At 40.8% G+C, this 22088-nt stretch carries 13 protein-coding genes; 7 read left to right on the top strand and 6 right to left on the bottom strand.

What is annotated here, in order from left to right; translation table 11 throughout:
• Positions 1-224: 224 nt before the first annotated feature.
• From pstB to GSQ19_RS02335, 3 genes are all read left to right on the top strand, one after another.
• On the top strand, positions 225-1007 hold the full coding sequence (pstB, locus tag GSQ19_RS02345) for a phosphate ABC transporter ATP-binding protein PstB (RefSeq protein WP_011321182.1): 783 nt from the start codon (positions 225-227) through the stop codon (positions 1005-1007).
• A 766-nt stretch (positions 1008-1773) separates the two neighbouring features.
• Positions 1774-2559: a phosphate ABC transporter ATP-binding protein gene (locus GSQ19_RS02340; RefSeq protein WP_011321181.1), complete on the top strand. Its 786-nt coding sequence runs from the start codon at positions 1774-1776 to the stop codon at positions 2557-2559.
• A 93-nt stretch (positions 2560-2652) separates the two neighbouring features.
• Positions 2653-3471: a TlyA family RNA methyltransferase gene (locus tag GSQ19_RS02335; RefSeq protein ID WP_011321180.1), complete on the top strand. Its 819-nt coding sequence runs from the start codon at positions 2653-2655 to the stop codon at positions 3469-3471.
• 136 nt (positions 3472-3607) lie between these two features.
• Here GSQ19_RS02335 and GSQ19_RS02330 read toward each other — a convergent pair whose 3' ends face one another.
• Both GSQ19_RS02330 and GSQ19_RS02325 read right to left on the bottom strand, forming a co-directional pair.
• Positions 3608-3886: a Calvin cycle protein CP12 gene (locus tag GSQ19_RS02330; protein WP_011321179.1), complete on the bottom strand. Its 279-nt coding sequence runs from the start codon at positions 3884-3886 to the stop codon at positions 3608-3610.
• Between the two features lie 332 nt (positions 3887-4218).
• A complete protein-coding gene (locus GSQ19_RS02325) occupies positions 4219-5592 on the bottom strand; it encodes a GTP-binding protein (protein ID WP_011321178.1) in 1374 nt (457 codons plus the stop codon).
• Between the two features lie 73 nt (positions 5593-5665).
• On the opposite strand from GSQ19_RS02325, the gene GSQ19_RS02320 reads away from it, so the two are divergent.
• From GSQ19_RS02320 to GSQ19_RS02310, 3 genes are all read left to right on the top strand, one after another.
• Positions 5666-6754 carry a PDDEXK nuclease domain-containing protein gene (locus GSQ19_RS02320; RefSeq protein ID WP_224311688.1) on the top strand — a complete coding sequence of 363 codons (1089 nt, stop codon included), beginning with the start codon at positions 5666-5668 and terminating at the stop codon, positions 6752-6754.
• A gap of 143 nt (positions 6755-6897) precedes the next feature.
• On the top strand, positions 6898-7758 hold the full coding sequence (locus tag GSQ19_RS02315) for a sulfurtransferase (protein WP_011321176.1): 861 nt from the start codon (positions 6898-6900) through the stop codon (positions 7756-7758).
• A gap of 252 nt (positions 7759-8010) precedes the next feature.
• Entirely contained in the window at positions 8011-8757 is a 747-nt protein-coding gene (locus GSQ19_RS02310; RefSeq protein ID WP_011321175.1) for a DsbA family protein, read from the top strand.
• Between the two features lie 79 nt (positions 8758-8836).
• On the opposite strand, the gene GSQ19_RS02305 is transcribed toward GSQ19_RS02310, so the two are convergent.
• From GSQ19_RS02305 to GSQ19_RS02295, 3 genes are all read right to left on the bottom strand, one after another.
• Positions 8837-9691: a DUF72 domain-containing protein gene (locus GSQ19_RS02305; RefSeq protein ID WP_011321174.1), complete on the bottom strand. Its 855-nt coding sequence runs from the start codon at positions 9689-9691 to the stop codon at positions 8837-8839.
• A gap of 299 nt (positions 9692-9990) precedes the next feature.
• The gene (locus GSQ19_RS02300) at positions 9991-15378 is read right to left on the bottom strand and encodes a trifunctional serine/threonine-protein kinase/ATP-binding protein/sensor histidine kinase (RefSeq protein ID WP_011321173.1); all 5388 of its coding nucleotides are present in this window, start codon (positions 15376-15378) and stop codon (positions 9991-9993) included.
• A 216-nt stretch (positions 15379-15594) separates the two neighbouring features.
• Positions 15595-20988, bottom strand: coding sequence for an ATP-binding sensor histidine kinase (locus tag GSQ19_RS02295; protein ID WP_011321172.1), 5394 nt, complete (start codon positions 20986-20988; stop codon positions 15595-15597).
• Between the two features lie 157 nt (positions 20989-21145).
• On the opposite strand from GSQ19_RS02295, the gene GSQ19_RS02290 reads away from it, so the two are divergent.
• Positions 21146-21475, top strand: coding sequence for a hypothetical protein (locus GSQ19_RS02290; RefSeq protein ID WP_011321171.1), 330 nt, complete (start codon positions 21146-21148; stop codon positions 21473-21475).
• 274 nt (positions 21476-21749) lie between these two features.
• Here GSQ19_RS02290 and GSQ19_RS02285 read toward each other — a convergent pair whose 3' ends face one another.
• On the bottom strand, positions 21750-22088 hold the full coding sequence (locus GSQ19_RS02285; protein ID WP_011321170.1) for a cupin domain-containing protein: 339 nt from the start codon (positions 22086-22088) through the stop codon (positions 21750-21752).

The raw sequence follows: 22088 nt of genomic DNA, 5'->3' as shown, positions 1-22088 counted from the left end.
AGATGGACGCAGATAAATGCAGATAAATCAATAAATTTTATATTATGTGAAATCTTATATAAAGTTGGTATAAGACAAAAGCTTTTTCTTGATTTTATGTGGGAATCTGATTGGATTTTCTCAAAAATCTCGGCACTTATATAATGAGCAATGCCCAGCAAAAACATAATACTTAATTTACTTGTACCTAAAGTCAATTATTTATACTGACCTAATTTAGCACTATGAATCAACAATTAATCCCTGCAATTAAAGTTAAAGACCTGAGTTTTTATTACAACACATCAAAAGCCATTGAAGGGATTTCAATGGATATTTACCGCAATAAAGTAACAGCAATTATCGGCCCTAGTGGTTGCGGTAAGTCAACCTTTATCAAAACCCTCAACCGTATTAGCGAATTAGAAGGCCCAGTCAAGGTAGAAGGGGTTGTTGATTTCTTTGGTCAAAATATTTATGACCCGCGCATCAATATTAATAGATTACGCCGCCAAATTGGTATGGTTTTTCAAAGACCTAATCCCTTCCCCATGAGTATTTATGAAAATGTGGCTTATGGTGTGAGAATATCTGCTAAATTACCACAAGCAGATTTAGATGAAATTGTTGAATCTGCGCTCAAGGGTGCAGCTTTATGGCAAGAAGTCAAGGATAAGTTAAATAAATCAGCTTTAGGGCTTTCTGGAGGTCAACAGCAACGGCTTTGTATTGCGCGTGCTTTAGCGATTAAGCCAAAAGTTCTGTTAATGGATGAGCCTTGTTCTGCACTAGACCCCATCGCTACGATGAAAGTTGAGGAACTTATTCATAGTTTACGCTCAGAATTGACCATTGCGATCGTCACGCATAATATGCAGCAAGCAACTCGCGTATCTGATTTCACAGCTTTTTTCAGTACGGATGAAAGTCGTATTGGTCAAATGGTGGAATTTGGTGTAACTACTCAAATCTTTAGCAACCCCCTCGATTCTCGCACCCGTGACTATGTTTCAGGTCGCTTTGGCTAAAGTGAGGTATTTAGGAAACACCAAACAATAAATTATACCAATTCAAAATTCAAAATCAAGTAAGTATCTGTAGGGTGGGCATTGCCCATCATATCCGGGTTGACGCACACTACAGTTAGTTTGATGATGACACTTGCGTAAGCCCTATATTTATAAAAATGACCAACTAATTTCTTGGGTAAATTTCTTGCGTCTAAATAATATAAAGTCTTGGTAAACTTTATCGCTTATGGGCGAATGAGTTTACCAAGACTTTTAATACATCTTATAAAATAGTAATTATTATATACTTTGTAAAATACAGAGATATAAATGATTAAGTAAGTGTTGTATTAGATATCTGTCTCATGAATTAATTATCACCATTTATCAGAGCGTCTAAATTAAATTTAGTCAGTGTATACACTAGTATTTTCAATCTTTAGGCAATAAAAGTAATATACTTCCTGATATTGGGGTACAGGAATGAGATAATTTCAAACGATAAACAAAAAATTACCTCACCTTAAACTCATGAGTAAGTGTAGGTTTAGTTTGGGTTGCTAACTGCTTGATTTTAACTTGATTGAATCATACCACATATCTTTGGTAAAGAAAATGCTTGTGATGCAAATATCTGTTTGATAAAAACTGCTATCTAGCTATAAATGAATATTGGTCTTCCCAATCTGGAAGCATGACTATTCAATATTGGCTTCACAAATCGTGAAACAACAGCACTGATTTCTACTACTTTGTCGAGTCAATATTTATTGCCAGCCTTTTTATGAGTAAACTAATTCCAGCCATTAAAGTCAACAATCTCAGCTTTTATTATGACACCCAAAAAATACTTGAGGGGGTGTCTATGGAGATATACCAGAGCAAAGTAACTGCTATTATTGGCCCTAGTGGTTGTGGAAAATCTACCTTCCTTAAATGTCTCAATCGGATGAATGAACTAGAGTCAGAAGTGCGTGTAGAAGGCAGGGTAGAATTTTTTAATCAAAATATTTATGAGCGTCGAGTTAACTTGAATCGGCTACGCCGACAAGTGAGTATGGTACATCCCAAACCTAATCTTTTCCCCATGAGTGTTTATGATAATGTGGCTTATGGGGTAAAAATAGTTGGATGGCGACCAAAATTAGAAATAGATGATATTGTAGAATCCGCACTTAAAGATGCTGATTTGTGGGATGAAATAAAACATAAAATACACAAATCCGCATTAGACCTTTCTGGTGGTCAACAACAACGACTTTGTATTGCCCGTGCTTTAGCAGTTAAGCCAAAAGTTTTGTTAATGGATGAGCCTTGTTTTGGTCTTGACCCTATAGCTAGTATGAAAGTAGAAAGTTTAATTCAGAGTTTACGTCTTCGTTCTGAATTAACGATGGTGATAGTCAGCCATAATTTACCTCAGATTAGTCGTATATCAGATTTCACTGCATTTTTTAAAGGCAATGAAAGTAGAATTGGTCAATTAGTTGAATTTGGTCTGACTAAGAAAATATTTAACAGCCCTCATGATTCTCGCACTCGTGAATATGTTTTAAGCAGACTTGGGTAATTTGTAATAGCCTGCAACGAGGTTAAGAATAAGGTAAGTAATTAGCCAGAATTGATATTATTAGTATTTCCAGAATATTTGTGGAAGGTAAATTTGGCTAAACAGCGACTAGATAATTTATTAGTAGAGTTAAACTTATGTAATTCTCGCACTTTAGCACAGAGGCTAATTCAGGCGGGGGAAGTGACTGTTAATGAACAGGTAATTGATAAGCCGGGGACAGAGGTTGATGTTGCGGCTCAGATTAAAATTAAAGAGCGATCGCGCTTTGTTTCCCGTGGTGGTGAGAAACTGGCTAAGGGTTTGGAATTATTCGCCATCTCTGTAAATGGGCGTGTTTGCTTGGATGGGGGCATATCTACGGGTGGTTTTACTGATTGTTTACTCCAAGCTGGGGCAAAGCTAGTTTACGGTATCGATGTGGGTTACGGGCAAACCGATTGGGGTTTACGAAACAATCCTCAGGTGATTTTGCGCGAACGTACTAATTTACGTCAATTGCAACCTGAAGATTTATATGGTGATGGGGATGCTATCCCCGATTTGGCAGTGGTGGATGTTTCTTTTATTTCCTTAACTAAGATTTTGCCAGCCTTATGGCAATTAACTCAACCCCCACGAGAAGCCGTGCTATTGGTTAAGCCACAGTTTGAGGTGGGAAAATCTCGTGTGGGTAAAAAAGGCGTTGTTCGCGATCCCCACGACCAAGCTGACGCTATTTTTCAGGTGTGGCAAGCGGCTGATAAATTAGGCTGGAAGTATAAGGGCTTAACTTGGTCACCGATTACTGGCCCGGCGGGAAATATCGAATATCTCCTATGGTTGAACATGGAAAGCGAAACGCCACCACCAGATTTAAATGCGATTCAACAAGTTACTCAATTGGCTATGACTGATATCAAGTCGGGTTAAATATTTATCAAGAAATTGGTAATGGCTAATTGGTAATTGTGTTTTACCAGTTAGCCGTTATGGGTATAAATGTTGGAAACCCTTACACCCTTACACCCGTTCTCAACAGAAAATCTGGGTGCGTAAGTCCTATTAATTAAACATCATAAATCAGACATTCCAAGGCTTCTGGATGGAGGTCGCAGAAACTTTCTAGAGAATTCTTACGTTTTTGTGCTTGCTGTTGATGAGACTTTTCAGCTTGTAATTCTTCCACAATATCCCAAGCTACGGCACAGTTGGGAGAACCATCACCATTTTGTTCGCAAGTATTACGAGCTTCAGCGATCGCTGCGAGGATGGCTTTTTCTAAATTTGTAGTCCCGTTGTTGTCAGAGTTTGCGGCTGCTGGGGCTACGTTGAAGGTCATTGTCATGGTTTTTCGCCTTTTTATGACTACGCTGTGACTGTTAACAGTTAACAGTTAACTGATTTCAGAGCAGATATTTCCAGTTTAGATAGGCTTTCCCAAGATTGTAGTGGTGAACACCGCCATTTTGTGAGCCAATCTTATTGGGAATTCCTCTCTTTTCATCTTGAATGGAAACAGGTATAAGTGCTGTGCTAACTGGACTATTAGCAAATAACTGCCATATCTTTTATGTTGCCTCTGAAAATTGCATTTGAACACGTTTATCAGAGGAATTTGATGGAAATTGACAATTTCTCAACAATAGTAATAATTAGGGCAATATTATTTATTTATTCTCAATATTTCATGCCTAATTCTTGTTGCAGCCGATACAGAATTGTATTTTGGTCAACTTGAGACAAGATTTCTGTAATTACGGTACTAGCGCCTAACTGCCCCCAAGTGCAGCCTTTTTCCAGATATACTTGGGCAGCTTTGCCAACAGAATAGGCTCCATAACCGGCAATTCCGGCTTGAGCGATCGCACTTCCAGCAAAGGCAGTAACATTTGTAGGATTATCGCCACTAGTTAAAGCCGCAGCACTTTTACCTAATCCTAATAAAAAGCTACTACCCAATTCTCCCAGCAATAAGCCACCGGAACTGATGAAGATTGTTTTTAAAATTTTTCCGGCTTCATAGCTAGTTATAGGCAGACCATATAACCGCGCCAGAGAGCGAATTAAAGCCAAATCAGCCACGGTTCCGCCGAGAATATCCAAAAAGGCAATGGGATTTAGTCCTACAGCGAGGGCTTTGTATTTAGTAAATTGCCAGATGATATCTTCCGCCTCTTGTTGGCGGATGTCAATAGTTTTTTGGGCGATCGCTGCTTCTGCGTCCCTTGCTTGAATTAGGGCATTTAAAGCGAGGAGAGATCGGCCTTCCCGGTTGAGAATATTTAAAATGGTCTGCTTAAGTTCGTCTACCTGGGGTGGTGGTGTTTCCCATTCATAACTCACCCGCCCATCAGGCCACTCAACTCGCACCTCCATCGGTGCAGGTTCCGCCGCCACCATAACAATTTCGTCAGGTAATAAAGGCTTGGCTTGGGGGTTTCCTGCGCCTAGTTGTTGTAAATTTCGATAAATTGCCGCCTGGTCTGTATCTGGGTATAAGTCGATTTTGTTAAAAACCAAAATTAGCGGTTTCTGTGCCTGTCGTAATTCCAAGAGTGCTTGATATTCAGTGCGGGTAATATCCCCAGACACCACAAATAAAATCAAATCAGCTTGACGCACCACATCCCGCGCCATTTGTGCGCGAGACTCACCCTGAATTTCATCCAGTCCTGGGGTATCAATTAACTCTACTATCACCTTGCCCCCTGGCTGCCAACGTACAGAACGCGGCCATTGAGTCACACCGTTGAGGGGGCCTGTTTGCAAAATTTTACTGCCCAATAAAGCATTTAACACCGCCGACTTACCGCGACTCACCAGACCAAAAGCGGCGATTCTAATCACATTCGAGTCCAGCTTGTTCAGTGTGGAGTTTAAAGCTTCAATTTCTGGTTTCACCAAACCAGCCAACTCTGGGTTAGATGATAAATGCCCCGATTTACGAAGATATCCATACCAAGACAGTGCTTGTCTCAAGCTGGCACGGGCGCGGTTTAAATGAGTTTCTTGGAGATTACGCACGGGGTTAGGATAAACAACAAGTGACATTTCTATTTTGATCTAATTCCGAGCCTGTCTGTATTGTTAGTCAACTTACAGTAAAGTGAGAGTTAGTCAGGTGATGAAAGTATTTATGGCAGATAATACACCTAAATTTTCACAAGGTAGTACATCTGATACTGTAGGTTACGAAGATTTTTTAGTTGATTTAAAGACGCGAATTTCCAACGCACAATTAAGGGCGGTAGTTGCAGTCAATAAAGAGTTAGTCTTGCTGTACTGGCAAATTGGGCGAGATATTCTCCATCGGCAACAGCAGCAAGGGTGGGGTGCAAAAGTAATTGATCGACTGGCCTCTGACTTGCGAAAGGCTTTTCCGGACATCAAAGGCTTTTCATCTAGAAACCTCAAGTATATGCGGGCATTTGCTGAAGCTTATAATGATGAAGAGTTTGTGCAACAAGCTGTTGCACAAATTCCTTGGGGTCATAATGTCCGTCTTTTAGATGCTGTTAAAGATCCAGCAGAGCGTTTATGGTATGCACAGCAAACCATTCAAAATGGTTGGAGTCGCAATGTTTTAGTTCACCAGATTGAAAGCAAGTTATATCAACGCCAAGGTAAAGCAACCACAAACTTTAACAACACCTTACCTCAACCACAATCAGAATTAGCACAGCAGTTATTAAAAGACCCCTATACATTTGATTTTCTCAACTTAGGCGAAGATTTTTTAGAAAGGGATTTAGAGCGTGCTTTAATCAAGCACATCCGTGATTTTTTGCTGGAGTTAGGAGTTGGTTTCGCTTTTGTTGGTAGCCAGTATCATCTAGAGGTTGGTGGCGAAGATTTTTATATAGATTTATTGTTTTATCACCTGCGTTTACGCTGCTTTGTGGTGATTGATTTGAAGATTGAAGATTTTAAACCAGAGTTTTCTGGCAAAATGAATTTCTATGTGAGTGCCGTAGATGATTTATTGAGACACCCTAATGATCAGTCTACGATTGGAATCATTTTGTGTAGAAGTAAAAATAAAGTGATCGCCGAATATTCACTACGAGATATGTATAAACCTATTGGTGTTTCTACATATCAATTAAAAGATAACTTGCCGGAGTTTGTGCAAGATAATTTACCAACTATCGAGCAGTTAGAATCTGAGTTGGAAACCGTAGTATTAAAATTAGAAAAACTAGATGATTTATAAATAATACAACTATGAATTAAGTAGCGATCGCCTAAGCCTAACGCTTACCTAAATTTATAGTCAACTTCTGTTATTTTTACTTCAAAGTGCAAATTAACTGGGCGCGATAATGCCCAATAGCACGATAACAGAAGTATGAAAGCGTGAATACAAAACTCCTCATCACTCCTCAAGAACTCACGTCTTTATTAGCACTAAAATCATTTAAAACCGTCATTATCGATACACGCGCTCCCGAAGATTATGCAGTTGCTCACATTCCTGAATCTGTTAATATTCGAGATTTTTTCACTTATCTTTCAGCAGATTCTTCTCCTACCGGATTAAAGAACTTGCAAGAGTATTTTGCAAAAATTATGAGCAATTTAGGAATATCTGGGGGGGAGAGAATAATTGTCTATGAAGATGCGTTCAATAGAGGCTACGGACAATCTTGTCGAGCCGCTTTTTTACTCAAGTATTTGGGTTGTCCTCAGGTATCTGTTTTACACGGAGGATATCAAGCTTGGCTGGCGGCTGGTTTACCTACCACTGATGAAGTTCCGCAAGGGGATAGCAGTATCTTTAGATTACGTCCCCAAGCTGAGATGATAGTGACGACAAGCGAGATGTTAGAGGCGCTGGATAATCCAGCCATTATAAAATTAGATGTGCGCGATCGCCCCGAATGGCAAGGACTGAGTTCTTCTCCCTACGGTGCTGATTTTTGTCCCCGCAAGGGTCGAATCCCCAACGCTATCTGGTTGGAATGGCATCTTTTCATGAATTCTGAAACGGGAATCCCCATGTTCCGTTCCACAGCAGAAATCTTAGACATTTGTCAATCAGTCGGGATTACTTCCGAGTCTACTGTGTATGTTTATTGCTTTAAAGGTTCTAGGGCTGCTAATACAATTATGGCTCTCCATGAAGTGGGAATTGCTGCTAGGAATTATTTTGGCTCTTGGAATGAGTGGTCGCGTGATTTTTCTTTACCTATTGATAGTAAAGTCATTGATTTGTAATGATGAGGACTTACCCATGAAAACGAAAGATCAAGGGTTGGGAGAAGGGTATAGGGGTGTAGGGGTATAGGGGTGTAGGGGTATAGGGGTATAAATGTTTGAAAACCTTACACCCTGACATCCGGTCTCAACAGACAACCTGTGTGCGTAAGTCCTAATGATTTCTAAAATTTTGGATTTTTGCAACAAGACTATTACTTCGCGCAATTCCAGGGAATACTAGGGAGGTGTTGTTTTCTCCCAGATGTTTCTATGCGTCAATTATTTCAGTATCTACGTAATTGGGTGATATTCGGTCTATTGTGCCTAGTTTTAAGTTGGTCTTTACCGGTGCAAGCAGCCAGCCGCATCAGTCCCAAACTAGAAGAACAGGTTCTACAAATTCTCCGCGAACATCCAGACGTAATTATTGATTCTGTGCAAGTTTACCAACAGCAACAACAAGAGCAAGTCAATCAAATACGGCAGGCATTTCTCCAAGATTTAAAAAATAATCCACAAGCAGTAATTGGTGATTCTCCTACTACTAGTGCCACTCAATCAAAGGCGGTAGTAGTAGAATTTTCTGACTTTCAATGTCCTTACTGTGCGAAAGCCCATGACACATTGAAACAATTACTAGCAAAGCATCCAGGTGAAATAACCTTAGTTTATAAACATCTACCTTTGATACCCATTCATAATGAAGCTATGCCAGCAGCCAAGGCAGCTTGGGCAGCCACTCAGCAAGGTAAGTTCTGGGAATATCACGATGCTTTGTTTACTAATCAAAAGCAACTTGGTGAAACTTTGTATTTAGATATTGCCAAAAAACTCAATCTAGATTTAGAAAAGTTTAACAGCGATCGCCTGCTTGCTGATGCCGCAATTAGTAAAGATATCCAAATAGCGCAAAAGTTAGCTATTGCTGGCACACCTTTCTTCATTATGAATAGTAAAACTTTCTCTGGTGGCATCGAGTTATCAGAAATAGAAAACAAATTGGCTGAGGCTAGTTAATTAGGGGTGTAGGGGTGTAGGGGTGTGAATAAAACTCTATCGATTCCACTTGTTAATTCTTTCACTTACACCCCCAAAGTTACCAGAGATTCAGTTGATTAGGTGGATATTGCAGATGATTCCACGGTAGCGGTGGGACTGGTACACCGTTCTGTTCTAAGAGTTTTTGGAAGTGACGGGCAGTGTTAGGCGATCGCTCCTCTATAGGACAATGAACAAAGAAATAGATTTTTGTCCCTGCTTGTAACCATTGTTGAATCTGTTGTACCCACTCTTCCATAAATGGTTGATTCACTGCCAAATTAGGATGGGAAATAAACCTAATCAAGCTAAAAGGTGCAGTTACGCTAAATTGTAATGGTAATTTTGGTTTACGTCGTTCTGATTGTAACTGGGGGTCATCATCTCCCGTGTAGATAGGCCGTGAATCCAGTAGTACTCTTCCCACGCCCAGACTTTCTAAAAGCTGTGTCAAATTACTTGTATGGGGTTCTCGAAACCAGTCAGGATGTCTTACTTCTAGGGCTAGGGGTGCTGTTGTGCGCGGCCAAGCTTCCAGAAAAGCAGCCAAATCTTCAATTAATGTTGGTGCGTAACTTGGTGGTAACTGGGCAAATATAGGGCCAAGACGCTTACCCAAAGGGCGCATCCCTGCCAAAAATGTTAAAGCGGCGGGAATATAGGGTTTTAATAAACCTTGATGGGTAATATCCCGTGGTAATTTCAAACAAAACTCAAAGCCTGGTGGTGTTTCTTTTGCCCAACGGCTGACAGTTTCTTGATTTGGTGTTGCATAGAAAGTAGTATTACCTTCTACGGTAGTGAAGCGACGACTGTAGAGGTGAAGAAATTCCCCAGCACGAGTTCCTGGGGGATAAAGTTCGCCTACCCAACCTTTATAAGCCCAAACAGCGCAACCAATAGAAAAGTTCACAAGCTTTGGCAAAACAATTTACAGGAAAATTTTGAGTTCACATACTTAAATATTAAAAGGGATTGGGGGCTAGGGGGCAATATGGTTCAGATAGGCAGGGGAGGCTCAAGGGGTTAGGTTTTTAGGGACTTACAAATAAAAAAATATCCAAAATTTAGGGTGCGTCAGTGCGAGAAAAACCAGCTATAGCAAGAAATTATTCATACTGACGCACCCTATTAACCGTCTATTTGGAATAATGTATTTTTTGGTGTTCCCTTATGATTTTGATGTTTAAAATCATACTTTTCAAACAACCTCTAAGAGATTGGCAATGTTAATAAGAACTCAGTTCCTATACCTGGTTGAGAGTTAACCGCGATCGCCCCTCCATGTTTCTCTACGATAATTTGATGGGCGATGGCTAGTCCTAAACCCGTACCTTTACCTACTCCTTTGGTAGTGAACAGGTGATCGAAAATTTTGGCTTTCACTTCTTCTGGGATACCGTGACCATTATCACTAATTGCAATCTTGATTTGTTCACCTGCGACAGTGGTGCGAATGATAATTCGATTGGGGTTGGCTTCAATTTCAGTAAAGCTATATCCTGGATTTGATTCATCTAAGGCATCAATGGCATTGGCGAGAATATTCATAAAGACTTGATTTAATTGTCCAGGGAAACACTTCACCAGGGGAAGATTGCCGTATTCGGTGATAACTTCAATGGCTGGGCGATATTGGTTAGCTTTGAGACGATGACGTAAAATCAGCAGGGTACTTTCAAGACCGTCGTGGAGGTTAAAGGGCTGTTTTTGGTCGCTGTCGGCGCGGGAGAATGTACGCAAACTCTCACTGATAGCCTTAATGCGATCGCTTCCGTCTTTCATCGCCCTGATGAGTTTGGGCAAATCTTCCCGCAGATATTCTAAGTCAATTGCCTGTAGTTCATCTTCAATTTCCGTACCGGGCTGGGGAAATTTCTCACCATAGAGGTCAATCACTCCCAACAGGTCGTTAATATATTCTTGGGCTGCACCAATATTACCAACAATACAGCCGACGGGATTGTTGATTTCGTGAGCCACCCCAGCTACTAAGTTACCCAATGCAGACATCTTTTCACTCTGTACAATTTGCACTTGTGCTTGTTGCAGATCCTCTAGGGTTTTTTGCACTTGATGATAAAGACGAGCATTTTCTAGGGCGATCACGGCTTGGCTAGAGAGGAATTTCAGCACCAGGAGGCGATCGCTTGTAAACACATCACTGGTAACTTGATTTTCTAGGTATAAAATCGCGCTTAAATTACCTTGATTAACTAACGGCAAACATAGCACGCTTTTGGGGTGATGCTGATCAAGATAATTGCTCATCACACCTGGTATCTCGGTTTTTAGATCATGGATGACAACTGTTTCTAAGGTATTTTTGACATACTGAATGAGCTTGACAGGAACAGTAGGATTGTTTTCCAGGGGAGTGGATTGTAAGGAGGTTTGCTGAGAGTTAGCTATTACTTTGACTTGCCATTCGCCCTCTTGACACAGTATTAAAGCACAATAATCAGCCCCGGAATTTTCCAGCACTGTCTCAGTCATGGTTTGTAGTAACTTATCTAGTTGAATCGTGCTAGAAATTGCCTGGGATACTTGCAGTAGTGCGGCAAAATCCAGCATATGGTTAATGCTGGTGCTGGAAGAACTTTGGTGACGGGTAGAATGCACGGAACTAGTGAGGCTGGCGAAGGTTTCTAAAATGCTCAAGGGGTGAATGACTTGTTGCAGTATTGGACGTAACAGTTGGGGATAGCGGCTTTCTAGATCATTGGTTTTGGCGAGGCTACCCCAATGGGCATAGCAGTAATAAGCCTCCTGCATATAGGCGGCGGCGACTTTTTCTTTACCCCAGTCCAGGTAGAATTTAGCCGCTAGTTCGTTAGCTAGGGCGGCTTCTTGGATGTAACCGTTGGTTTTGGCTAGGGCGATCGCTTGGTCATATAATTCTATCGCAGCTGTTTTCTCGTCTAAAACGCGATGTTTTTCGGCTGCGACTAAATAGAACTTATGTTGATAATTTAGGGGCGCATGATCTGCCCAATTTTGCATTTTTTGTTGATTATTTGTAATCTTTTCTAAATGGCGAGATTGTTGCTCGGTATCCAACTTGGGATACAACGAAAGTATACTCAGGGATTGGTAAAAATTCTTCAACGGCACAATTAATAAACCAGCCGCACCCTGTTCGTACTCTTCAAATAGACTGGCGTATTTAATAGCTTGCTCATCTGCTCCCAACAAATAAGCCAAGAATAATTTAGCCAGATAAACGTAACAAATACCATTGGTATTACGGCTAGAAATTAAAGCAGGGAGAGTGACGGTTTCATCAAAACATTCACCCACTAACATTTGTGGATTATCAACTTTAGCTTGTAAATTCATGACAGTTTGTCGCCATGTATTTCCCCAAATTAACGAGACATCTTGTTTAAGATCCTGCATCAAAGCACAATACTTATTAGCCTCTGCTTCGGCAATTTCTAGATTTTGTCCTGTCCAGAATAAAAACTGAGCATAACAATTGGCACAATAACCAACATATTCTAAATCACCAGTATCTAGACCACTTTTGAGACCTTCTAAAAATATATTTAAAGTGGAGTTAATACTATCTTGCCAATGTTTAATAAACAGTGCAAAAGTTAGATAAACTTTACTTCTTAGCTCTTGGGCATTAAATTTATCCAACACTGTCATGGCTAATTGACCGAATTGATAGCCATCAGCAATTTCCTCCGATGCACACAAAAATAATCCATACAAACTGTAAGCGATCGCAGATTGCGGAGAGTTACCATATTGAATACAGATTTTCACCATTGTGAATATCTTTAAAGGTAACAGCATTGGTTTGGCAAGATAAATCGGAGCAAATAAACCACATAAGATTCTTAAAGCTGCACCTTGTTGTAAATCTGTCAGTTCGGGTAAATTTACTAAATCTTCAATCAGCCGTTCCCCAAACAGTGACTTCAATCGACCATGTTCAGTTATGATGGTTTCTATGTTGCCATCTTCGGGCAAATCAATACCAAGTAAACCTAAAACTTCTCTACCTATATTGATCGCTTCTATGAGTTTATTTTGCGCTGTATAAGCTTGAATTTGAATTTCGTAAGCTTTGATTTTATCTAAGGTATGTTTGGCATTTACCAGTATTTCTCTCACTAGTAATTCGGAAGTGGGAAAATTCGTATTTAAATATTCAGTCTCCGCTACCAAATCATATAAACTCAGAGTAAGTTCATATTGATTTTGCCAACTATCTTCTTCAAGGAGTTTGATGGCTGTATTTAAATAATCGACAGCGACAACATAAGCAGTAGCAACTTTCGCTTTACGCCCAGCCATTAAATTTAATTCCAGTAATCGCTGTTTTTCAGGCTGATCCGTTAAATAAGCAACACCGACATTTAACTGATTAACAATATCAAAAATGCGATTTTCTAATTCTGTTTCTGGGGTATGAGTTAAAAGGAGTTGACCGATTCTCAAGTGAGTAGCTGTTTTCTGCTCTTGGGGAATTAGAGAATAAGCAGCTTGTTGTACACGGTCATGGAAAAATTTATAGCTGATGGTAATTTGGCAATCGCCTGTTGTTTGATGTGGGCTAGACTGGAAGAATTTATATGTTTCACTCAGGGGGAGAATTAACTCTTCTTGTAATGCCTTCCACAAGATTGTAGATGTTTCTGCTGGAGATATTTCCGAGACGATCGCCAGGGTATTTAAATCAAATTGATTGCCGATACAAGCAGCTAACTTTAAAATATCTTGGGTGACTGGTGGCAGTTTTTGTAACTGCAATGCCATAAATTCCACCACATCATCAGTTAACGCTGCTGCCTTCACTTGAACAAGATCACATTGCCAATATCCGGTTACTAAATCAAAATAAATCAGTTCATCTTGATATAATGCCTTGAGAAATTGGGTAGCAAAAAAGGGATTACCCTGGGTTTTTTGGTTGACTAATTTAGTTAATGGTTGCGCTAAGGTTGCTGTACAATTTAGGGTATCCGTAATCAATTGATTGAGACTAGTTAAACTCAATGGTTGTAGAGTAATTGTATTGATTGTTGCTCCTGTTTTCTCGATTGCCTCCAGAGTCAACATCAAAGGATGAGCAGGGTAAACTTCATGGTCACGATATGCCCCAAGCAGCAGCAAATAACCTATTTTTGACTCCGCTATTAATCCTTGCATTAAGTTGAGGGAAGCGGAATCTGCCCATTGTAAATCATCTAAAAAGATAACTAAGGGATGCTCCGGTTTAGTAAAAACGTGGATAAAGTTCTGAAATAGTAATTTAAAGCGATTTTGTGCTGCATTCCCAGATAATTCTCTAGCAGGGGGTTGCTCGCCAATAATGCGTTCTAATTCGGGAATGACTTCAATAATGACTTGTCCATTTTCACCTAAAGCCTGTAAAAGCTGGGTTTTCCAAGTCTGCAATTGCTCATCACTCTCACTCAACAATTGCCCTATTAAATCACGAAATGCTTGCACAAACGCCGAGAAGGGCGTACTGCGATTAAATTGATCAAATTTACCTTTAATAAAATAGCCCCGCTTCTCAACAATGGGCTTATGAACTTCATTGACAACGGCTGTTTTGCCAATCCCAGAGAAACCAGCTACTAACATCAGTTCAGAATTACCATTGCTGACACGCTCAAAGGCTGTGAGTAGTGTAGCGACTTCCTCCTCCCGACCATAAAGTTTTTCAGGAATCAGGAAGCGATCGCAAATATCCCGTGTAGCAATCTCAAATGCCTCAATTTTACCTGTATTTTGCAGTTGTTCCAAACAATTTTGTAAATCATACTGCAAGCCCAATGCACTTTGATAACGATCCTCGGCGTTCTTCGCCATTAATTTCCCTATGATTTCTCCAATTACTGAGGGAATTTCTGGTCGTAATGCACACACCGAGGGCGCAGGTTTGGCAATGTGACAATGCACTAATTCCAAAGGATCATCTGATATAAAAGGTAACTGTCCTGTTAACATCTCAAATAATGTCACACCGAAAGCATAAAAATCGCTACGATAATCTATCCCCCGGTTCATCCTTCCAGTTTGTTCTGGTGCGAGATAGGGGAGTGTCCCTTCTAAAACCTTCGGGTGTTTAACGGCTTCGGTTTCCTTGGGTAGTAGTGAAGCAATACTAAAATCGATGAGCTGAATTTTTTTAGTATCAGGATGAATTAGCAGATTAGCGGGTTTGATATCTTTGTGGATGACACGATTTTGATAGAGATCATGTAGAATATTTGCCAGTTGAATGGCGATCGCTAATACATCCACCAAAGACAAAGAGTGGGTTTGACTATATGTTCCCAATGATACCCCACCAAAATCTTCCATGACCAAAGCGTAGCTGTTGCCATAGGGTTCTAGAGAACTAGGGCGGACAACACCAGGAATATTTAAATTTTTGGTGATGGTGTATTGATTGCGAAATTGTAATAGTTCACTAAAGCTAGGATAATCGCGTTGCAACAGCTTAATCACCACAGGTTGCGCTACACTTTCCTTTCGCCGTATTCCACGATAAACAAGGGTTTTAGAGCCGTGATAAAGCTGCTCAATCAACTGATATCCAGACAGTAAAACAGTTGTATCTACGGTTGCACTCATGGACAACGACCTCATCTTACAGGGCTAAACTGCATAGGATATTTAGCCCTTAGTATGCCCATCATTTGGCTAACTCTAACTTTGTCTATTACCGAAGAAGAATTCAGAATACATCCGCCTGAATCCAGCTTGGGGATTTGTAGCTTCTTCCAGGAGAATCGAGGTTGACTTGATAGGGTCAGTTGCCTTACCTGAAACTGATGATGCTCAGTAAATTTACAACAATGGCAGTTGAATGCAAAAATCACTGCCTTTACCTAATTGAGATTGTACTTCTAAGCTACCGCCATGTTTTTCTACCACAATTTGCCGAGCGATCGCCAATCCTAAACCTGTACCTTTGCCCACACCTTTAGTAGTAAATAAATGGTCGAAGATTCTCACTTTCACATCTTCGCTCATACCCTTACCATTATCTGCAATCGAGATGATAACTTGATTTGCCTCCATTGTTGTGCGAATCGTGATTTTTTGAGGATGGGCTTCTATTTCTTTATAAGATTGAGATTTTGCCATCTCATCAAACATATCAATGGCATTAGCCAGGATGTTCATAAATACTTGATTTAATTGCCCTGGGAAACATTTAATAGCTGGTAACTCACTGTATTCCGTAATTACTGGAATTGCAGGGCGATACTCATTAGCTTTGAGGCGATATTTCAAGATTAACAGTGTGCTGTCAATGCCTTCGTGCAGGTTAGCCATGACTTTATACTCACTATCAGCACGAGAAAAGGTACGCAGGCTGGTACTGATAGATTGAATGCGATCGCTTGCACCCTGCATAGAATTAAGCAACTTTGGTAAATCCTCACAGAGATATTCTAAATCAATGTTTTTTGCCTTTGTCTTGACAGGTGCGGCGGCTTTGGGATGATATTGTTGATATAGGGCGATATAGTCGAGTAAATCCTGGACATATTCTTGGGCATTGCTAATACTGCCATTAAGAAAGCCGATGGGGTTGTTGATTTCGTGGGCGACACCGGCGACTAAGTTACCCAAGGAAGCCATTTTTTCACTCTGGACTATTTGCAGTTGTGATTGTTCTAGTTTTTGGGCGTAGGTTTGTGCTTTTTGATAAAGTCGGGCATTTTCTAAAGAGATAGCCGCCTGAGTGCAGAGAAAGTTAAGCAAGAAAATGCGATCGCTAGTAAATACTCCACTGGTGGAGCGATTTTTTAAAGATACAATCCCAATTAATTGCCCGTGGCTAATAATTGGCAAGCATAACAAACTCTTTGGTTGTTGACGAATCAGATATTCATCTGTAACAGGTAAATCCGTTTTGAGATTGTCAATCATCACGATTTGTTGCGTGTTTTTGACATACTGAATCAATTTCACAGGTAGATTCGGATTACCATCGAGTAGTTCTGAACAAAGTTGTGTGGTTTCGGGTGTAGCTATAGCGACAACTTGCCATTCACCCTCGGAATTAGGACAGATTAAAGCACAGCGATCGCCCCCGGAGTTTTGGAGAATAATATGGGTGAGTTGATGTAGTAACTCATCGAGTTGCAGAGTAGCAGATAGACTTTGAGAAGCCTTGATCATACTTGCAATATCGATAGCGTTATTGATGTTTGTGCTATTACCCAAGCTAGAGTGTGAGGTATGAAGGGAAATATCTGGTGTAATTGTGCTTGTCAAGCTTTCCCACACGTTCAAGGGTTGGGAAACTGACTGAAGAATCGGACGCAGCAAATGGGGATAGCGATGTTCTAGGTGATTAGTTTTAGCTTTCGCTCCCCAACGAGCATAGCAATAGTAAGCTTCCTGCATATAGACAGCAGCAATTTTTTCTTTGCCCCAACCAAGGTAGAATTTGGCAGTAAGTTCATTAGCGATCGCTTGTTCTGCAATGTAGCCATTTTCTTGGGCTAGAGAAATAGCGCGATCGTAGAAATCTATGGCTTGTTGTGGATGTCCTAAAACACGCTGTTCTTCAGCACAAATCAAATCATATCGGTGCTGACAATTCATGGGTGCATAGATAGCCCAATTTTGCAGCTTTTCTTGAGCATCCGCAATTAATGCCCATAATTCATCTGTCTGAGAATGTGCCGATAACTGAGTGAAACAGGCTAAAGCTCTATAAAAATACAGTATTGGCACGTTCAGCATCCCACTACCGCCGCCAGCATTCAGCTTTGCTTGTTGGCAATGATCAAGTGTCTGATCATGGCACTCGAATAAATAGGTTAAAGTTACTTTGCACAGATGGAAATGCCATAACCCCGTTTTGTCGTTGGCTTTTTCCAGATTTGCTAAAGTTACCCCTTCATCAAAAATTGTGCCTACTAATTTAGTTGGGTTTTCACATTTTCCTAAGAGATTGGCAACGGTTTGGTGGACGATATGCAGGTAGCCTAAGAATGCTTGTTGTTCGATGTTTGCCAAGCCGATGCTGTAAGCCTGACATTCTGTTTCTAAAGCTGTAAGTTCTTTACCGACAAAATAAGCATGAAAGGCGTAGGTATAACCAGAATAGCCAGCATAAGTAAGAGCGCCGACTTTTAGTCCCAGGGTATAGGCTTCTTGTAATGGCTGGAGAGTTGTCGCCGCATTTTTCACCCAGTGAACAGTAAACTTGCTGGTTATGTATAAGACTTTAGCAGCATATTCCTGATTATTGAATTTATCTACTAACTGTAAAGCCAGTTGACCAAATTCATAACCTGTTTTGATATCACCAACTACACCACAAAGTATTAGTCCATAAACCACATATCCAAAGCTGGAGGCGGGAATATTGCCGTGGGCGACTGATAGCTGTACCTGCTGAAAGCAAATCAAAGGATACAGGGCTGGAGATGCTAAGTAAGTAGCTCCACTAATCTGGACTAACATTCGCAGCAGTGCTTGATACTGGGGCGAAGTCATCACAGGTAAGTTTAACAGTTCATCTGGAGAACGCCCTGCCAATTGCTGTCGGGTTTGCCGGAGAAAATCGGCAAAATCTTGTTTATTAGGCTGAGTGGGAAATTCAATCCCAAAAGATTGGAGAAAGTTTAAACCCGTGGTTAAAGCTTTGCTAAATTCACCAAGGCTAGTGTAAGCATCGATTTTAATTTCATACACCTTGGCAGCATCTAACAAACTCCGCGCTTGTTGCAAAACAATTTCCGCCAAAGTTTCCATCTGCACCAAATCTGTATTCAGATAAGCAGCTTCAGCCGCGCTACTATAGCAAGCTAATGCCAAATCATACTGAGTTTGCCAGCTATCAGTCGGCAGCAAATTACAGGCATATTTTAAGCAATAGGTGGCAGTATCATAGGCAGTAGTGGCGATCGCTTTCCGTCCTGCTCTTAAATTTAGCTCTACCAGCCTTGCTTGCTCTAGGGTATCACTGATGAGCGTACAGCCGATATTCAATTGGTTGACGATATCAAAAATTTGCTCCTCTAATTGTTCGGCTGATGTATGGTTCAATAAGTGACGACCAATTGTCAGATGCACAACCTGTTTCTCTTCCTGGGGAATCAGGGAATAAGCAGCTTGCTGGACGCGATCGTGGAGGAATTTGTAAGTAACGCTAATCCCATCAGTATTGGTATCATTTAAATTATTATCTTGAAAAAACTTGTAGGTTTCACTGATGGGTAAAATTAATCCTTCCTGTAACCCTTTCCACAAGTCAGATGCCACCTGTTGCGGCAATTGCTCCGAAACGATCGCCAGAGTATTCAAGTCAAATTGATTACCAATACAGGCTGCTAGTTTCAGGATATTTTGAGTCTCATCAGGTAATTTTTGCAACTGCTTGGCCATGAACTCCACCACATCATCGGTTAATGCCGCCTTGCGTATCTGAGTAATATCACATTGCCAATGTCCCGCTTGGATATTAAAGGTGATGAATTGCTCTTGATGCAGAGTTTTAAGAAATTGCGTGGCAAAAAAGGGATTCCCCTGGGTTTTTTGATAGACTAATCCTGCTAGAGGTTGCGCCAATACCTCAGCACATTTGAGCATATCTGCAACTAACTGATTCAGGCTGGTTCTACTCAAAGATGCTAAGGTAATTCTGTTGATTGTAGCTCCTACTTTGCTGACTTCATTTAAAGTCAGCATTAACGGATGGCCAGGAAATACTTCGTTATCCCGATAAGCCCCAATTAGCAGCAAATACCCCTGTTCCCTCTCACTCATCAACAACTGCATCAATTTTAAAGATGCAGAATCCGCCCATTGCAAGTCATCCAAAAACATCACCAAGGGATGTTCTTTTGTTGTAAAAACTTGAGTAAATTTCTGGAACAACAAATTAAACCGATTCTGCGCCGCCGTACCCGATAGTTCTGCTACAGGTGGTTGTATACCAAGAATACATTCCAATTCCGGGATGACATCAATAATTACATGGGCATGATCTCCCAAAGCCTCAAGAATACTGGCTTTCCATGCTTTTAGTTGGATATCCGATTCTGAAAGCAGCTGTCCCATTAAATCTCGAAAGGCTTGGACAAAAGCAGAGAAGGGGATATTACGATTATACTGGTCAAATTTACCTTTAATAAAATAGCCCCGTTGCCGGACGATTGGTTTATGAACTTCATTCACCACCGCCGTCTTCCCAATCCCAGAGAAACCAGCTACTAGCAGTAATTCTGAGGTACCGTTGCTGACTCGCGCAAAAGCATCTAAGAGTGTCTGAACTTCTGTTTCTCGTCCATAGAGTTTTTCCGGGATGGTGAAGCGATCGCAAATATCCCGTTGCCCAATGATAAACTGTTCAATCTGGCCTGTTTGGTTTAACTGTTCTAAACAAATTGCCAAATCATGCTTTAAGCCTAAAGCACTTTGGTAGCGGTCTTCGGCATTTTTGCTCATTAACTTAGCGACAATTTGCGCGATCGCTTCTGGTATTTCTGAGTTAATTTCATCTATCCTGGGTGCAGGTTTGGCAATGTGACAATGCACCAGTTCTAAAGGATCGTTACCAGCAAAAGGTAACTGTCCTGTTAACAATTCAAACAACGTCACACCTAGACTATAAAAGTCTGTACGGTAGTCAACGCCCCGATTCATCCGCCCGGTTTGCTCTGGTGCAATATAAGCTAATGTGCCTTCTAAGACATTGGGGTGCTTGATTTCTTCGTTTTCTTTCGGTAATAGGGAAGCGATACTAAAATCAATGAGTTTGACTTGTTGCGATTCTGGATGAATTAGGATATTAGCGGGTTTAATGTCCTTATGAATTACCCGATGCTGATAAAGCTCATGGAGAATATCGGCTAGTTGCAGCGCGATCGCTAATACATCCACCAAAGACAAAGAGTGGGTTTGACTATATGTTCCCAATGATACCCCACCAAAATCTTCCATGACCAAAGCGTAGCTGTTGCCATAGGGTTCTAGAGAAGTAGGGCGAACAACACCAGGAATATTTAAATTTTTGGCGATGGTGTATTGATTGCGAAACTGTAATAGTTCACTAAAGCTAGGATAATCGCGTTGCAACAGCTTAATCACCACAGGTTGCGCTACACTTTCTTTTCGCCGTATTCCACGATAAACAAGAGTTTTAGAACCGTGATAAAGCTGCTCAATCAACTGATATCCAGACAGTAAAACAGTTGTATCTACGGTTGCACTCATGGACAACGACCTCATCTTACAGGGCTAAACTGTGTAGGATATTTAGCCCTTAGTATGCCCATCATTTGGCTAACTCTAACTTTGTCTATTACCCAAGACTAAAACCCTATAATCGATTTGGGCAACATAATCTGAGAACTTCATCCCCATTTTGATCATGAGATTTTTATTCAAACTGATTGGTTTAGCACTACTACTAGCTGGGGTCTACTTTCTTGGTCAAAATATTTACTTTTCCACTAACGTGTATCCCTATTGGTGGCGAGGTATAGCGGCTGATGCTTCCATACTTTTTCTCACTTCTGGAATCCTCATGTTATTTGTTCTACCCCGTCAGGATAAAGCTTTAGGTTGGGTAGGAATATTCCTGATCTTTTTCAGTAGCCGCGCTATTCTCAACCCCACAAGTCTTTGGCAATTTTGCCTGTCAATGGCTTGCTTTGTCGGAGGGTATCAATTGTTAACTACAGGTCGCCTCAATATTTAGATTTCGTTGATACTCAGATATACCATTAGGACTTACGCACCCAAATTTTCTGTTGAGACCGGGTGTAAGGGTGTAAGGGAGGGGTGTAAGGGTTTCAAACATTTATTTTGAATTTTGTTGGCGTAGCCTACTCTTCTCCTTCTCCTGTTGGAGACGCTGCGCGTAGCTTGCTTCCCCATAGGGGTACGAGAACGCTACGCGAACCCGTAGGGTATTTGAATTTTGAATTCATCGATAAATAAACCATCTGTAGAGACGCGATTCATCGCGTCTTCTACTCATCCCGGCCGTGAACTTGTGCGGGTGGGCTAGTTGCTTCCACGGCAGTAAATGGTTCTAAAATTTTGTAGGTGTGGCTTGTGCCTTTCGGTACGGTCCAAGAACTTCCTGGTTCTAGTAGGATCATTTGTCCTTCAATACGCAGCTCGGCGCGACCATTAATTACATAACCTACAGTTTCGTATTCGCGCCTGGTTGGTTGTTTATCTTCCCCTGGTTGTTCATCTTCCCAAAGACGCATAGAAACGGATTTACCAGATGCTAAATATTTCTGACCGAGTTTACCTTTGGGGGAATGGTGAGAGTCGATTTTTTTGACGCTGGTATCGCTCAT

This window comes from Trichormus variabilis 0441 (assembly GCF_009856605.1).
In the GTDB taxonomy this organism is placed as follows: domain Bacteria; phylum Cyanobacteriota; class Cyanobacteriia; order Cyanobacteriales; family Nostocaceae; genus Trichormus; species Trichormus variabilis.
This window is presented reverse-complemented; position numbering and strand designations above follow the sequence as displayed.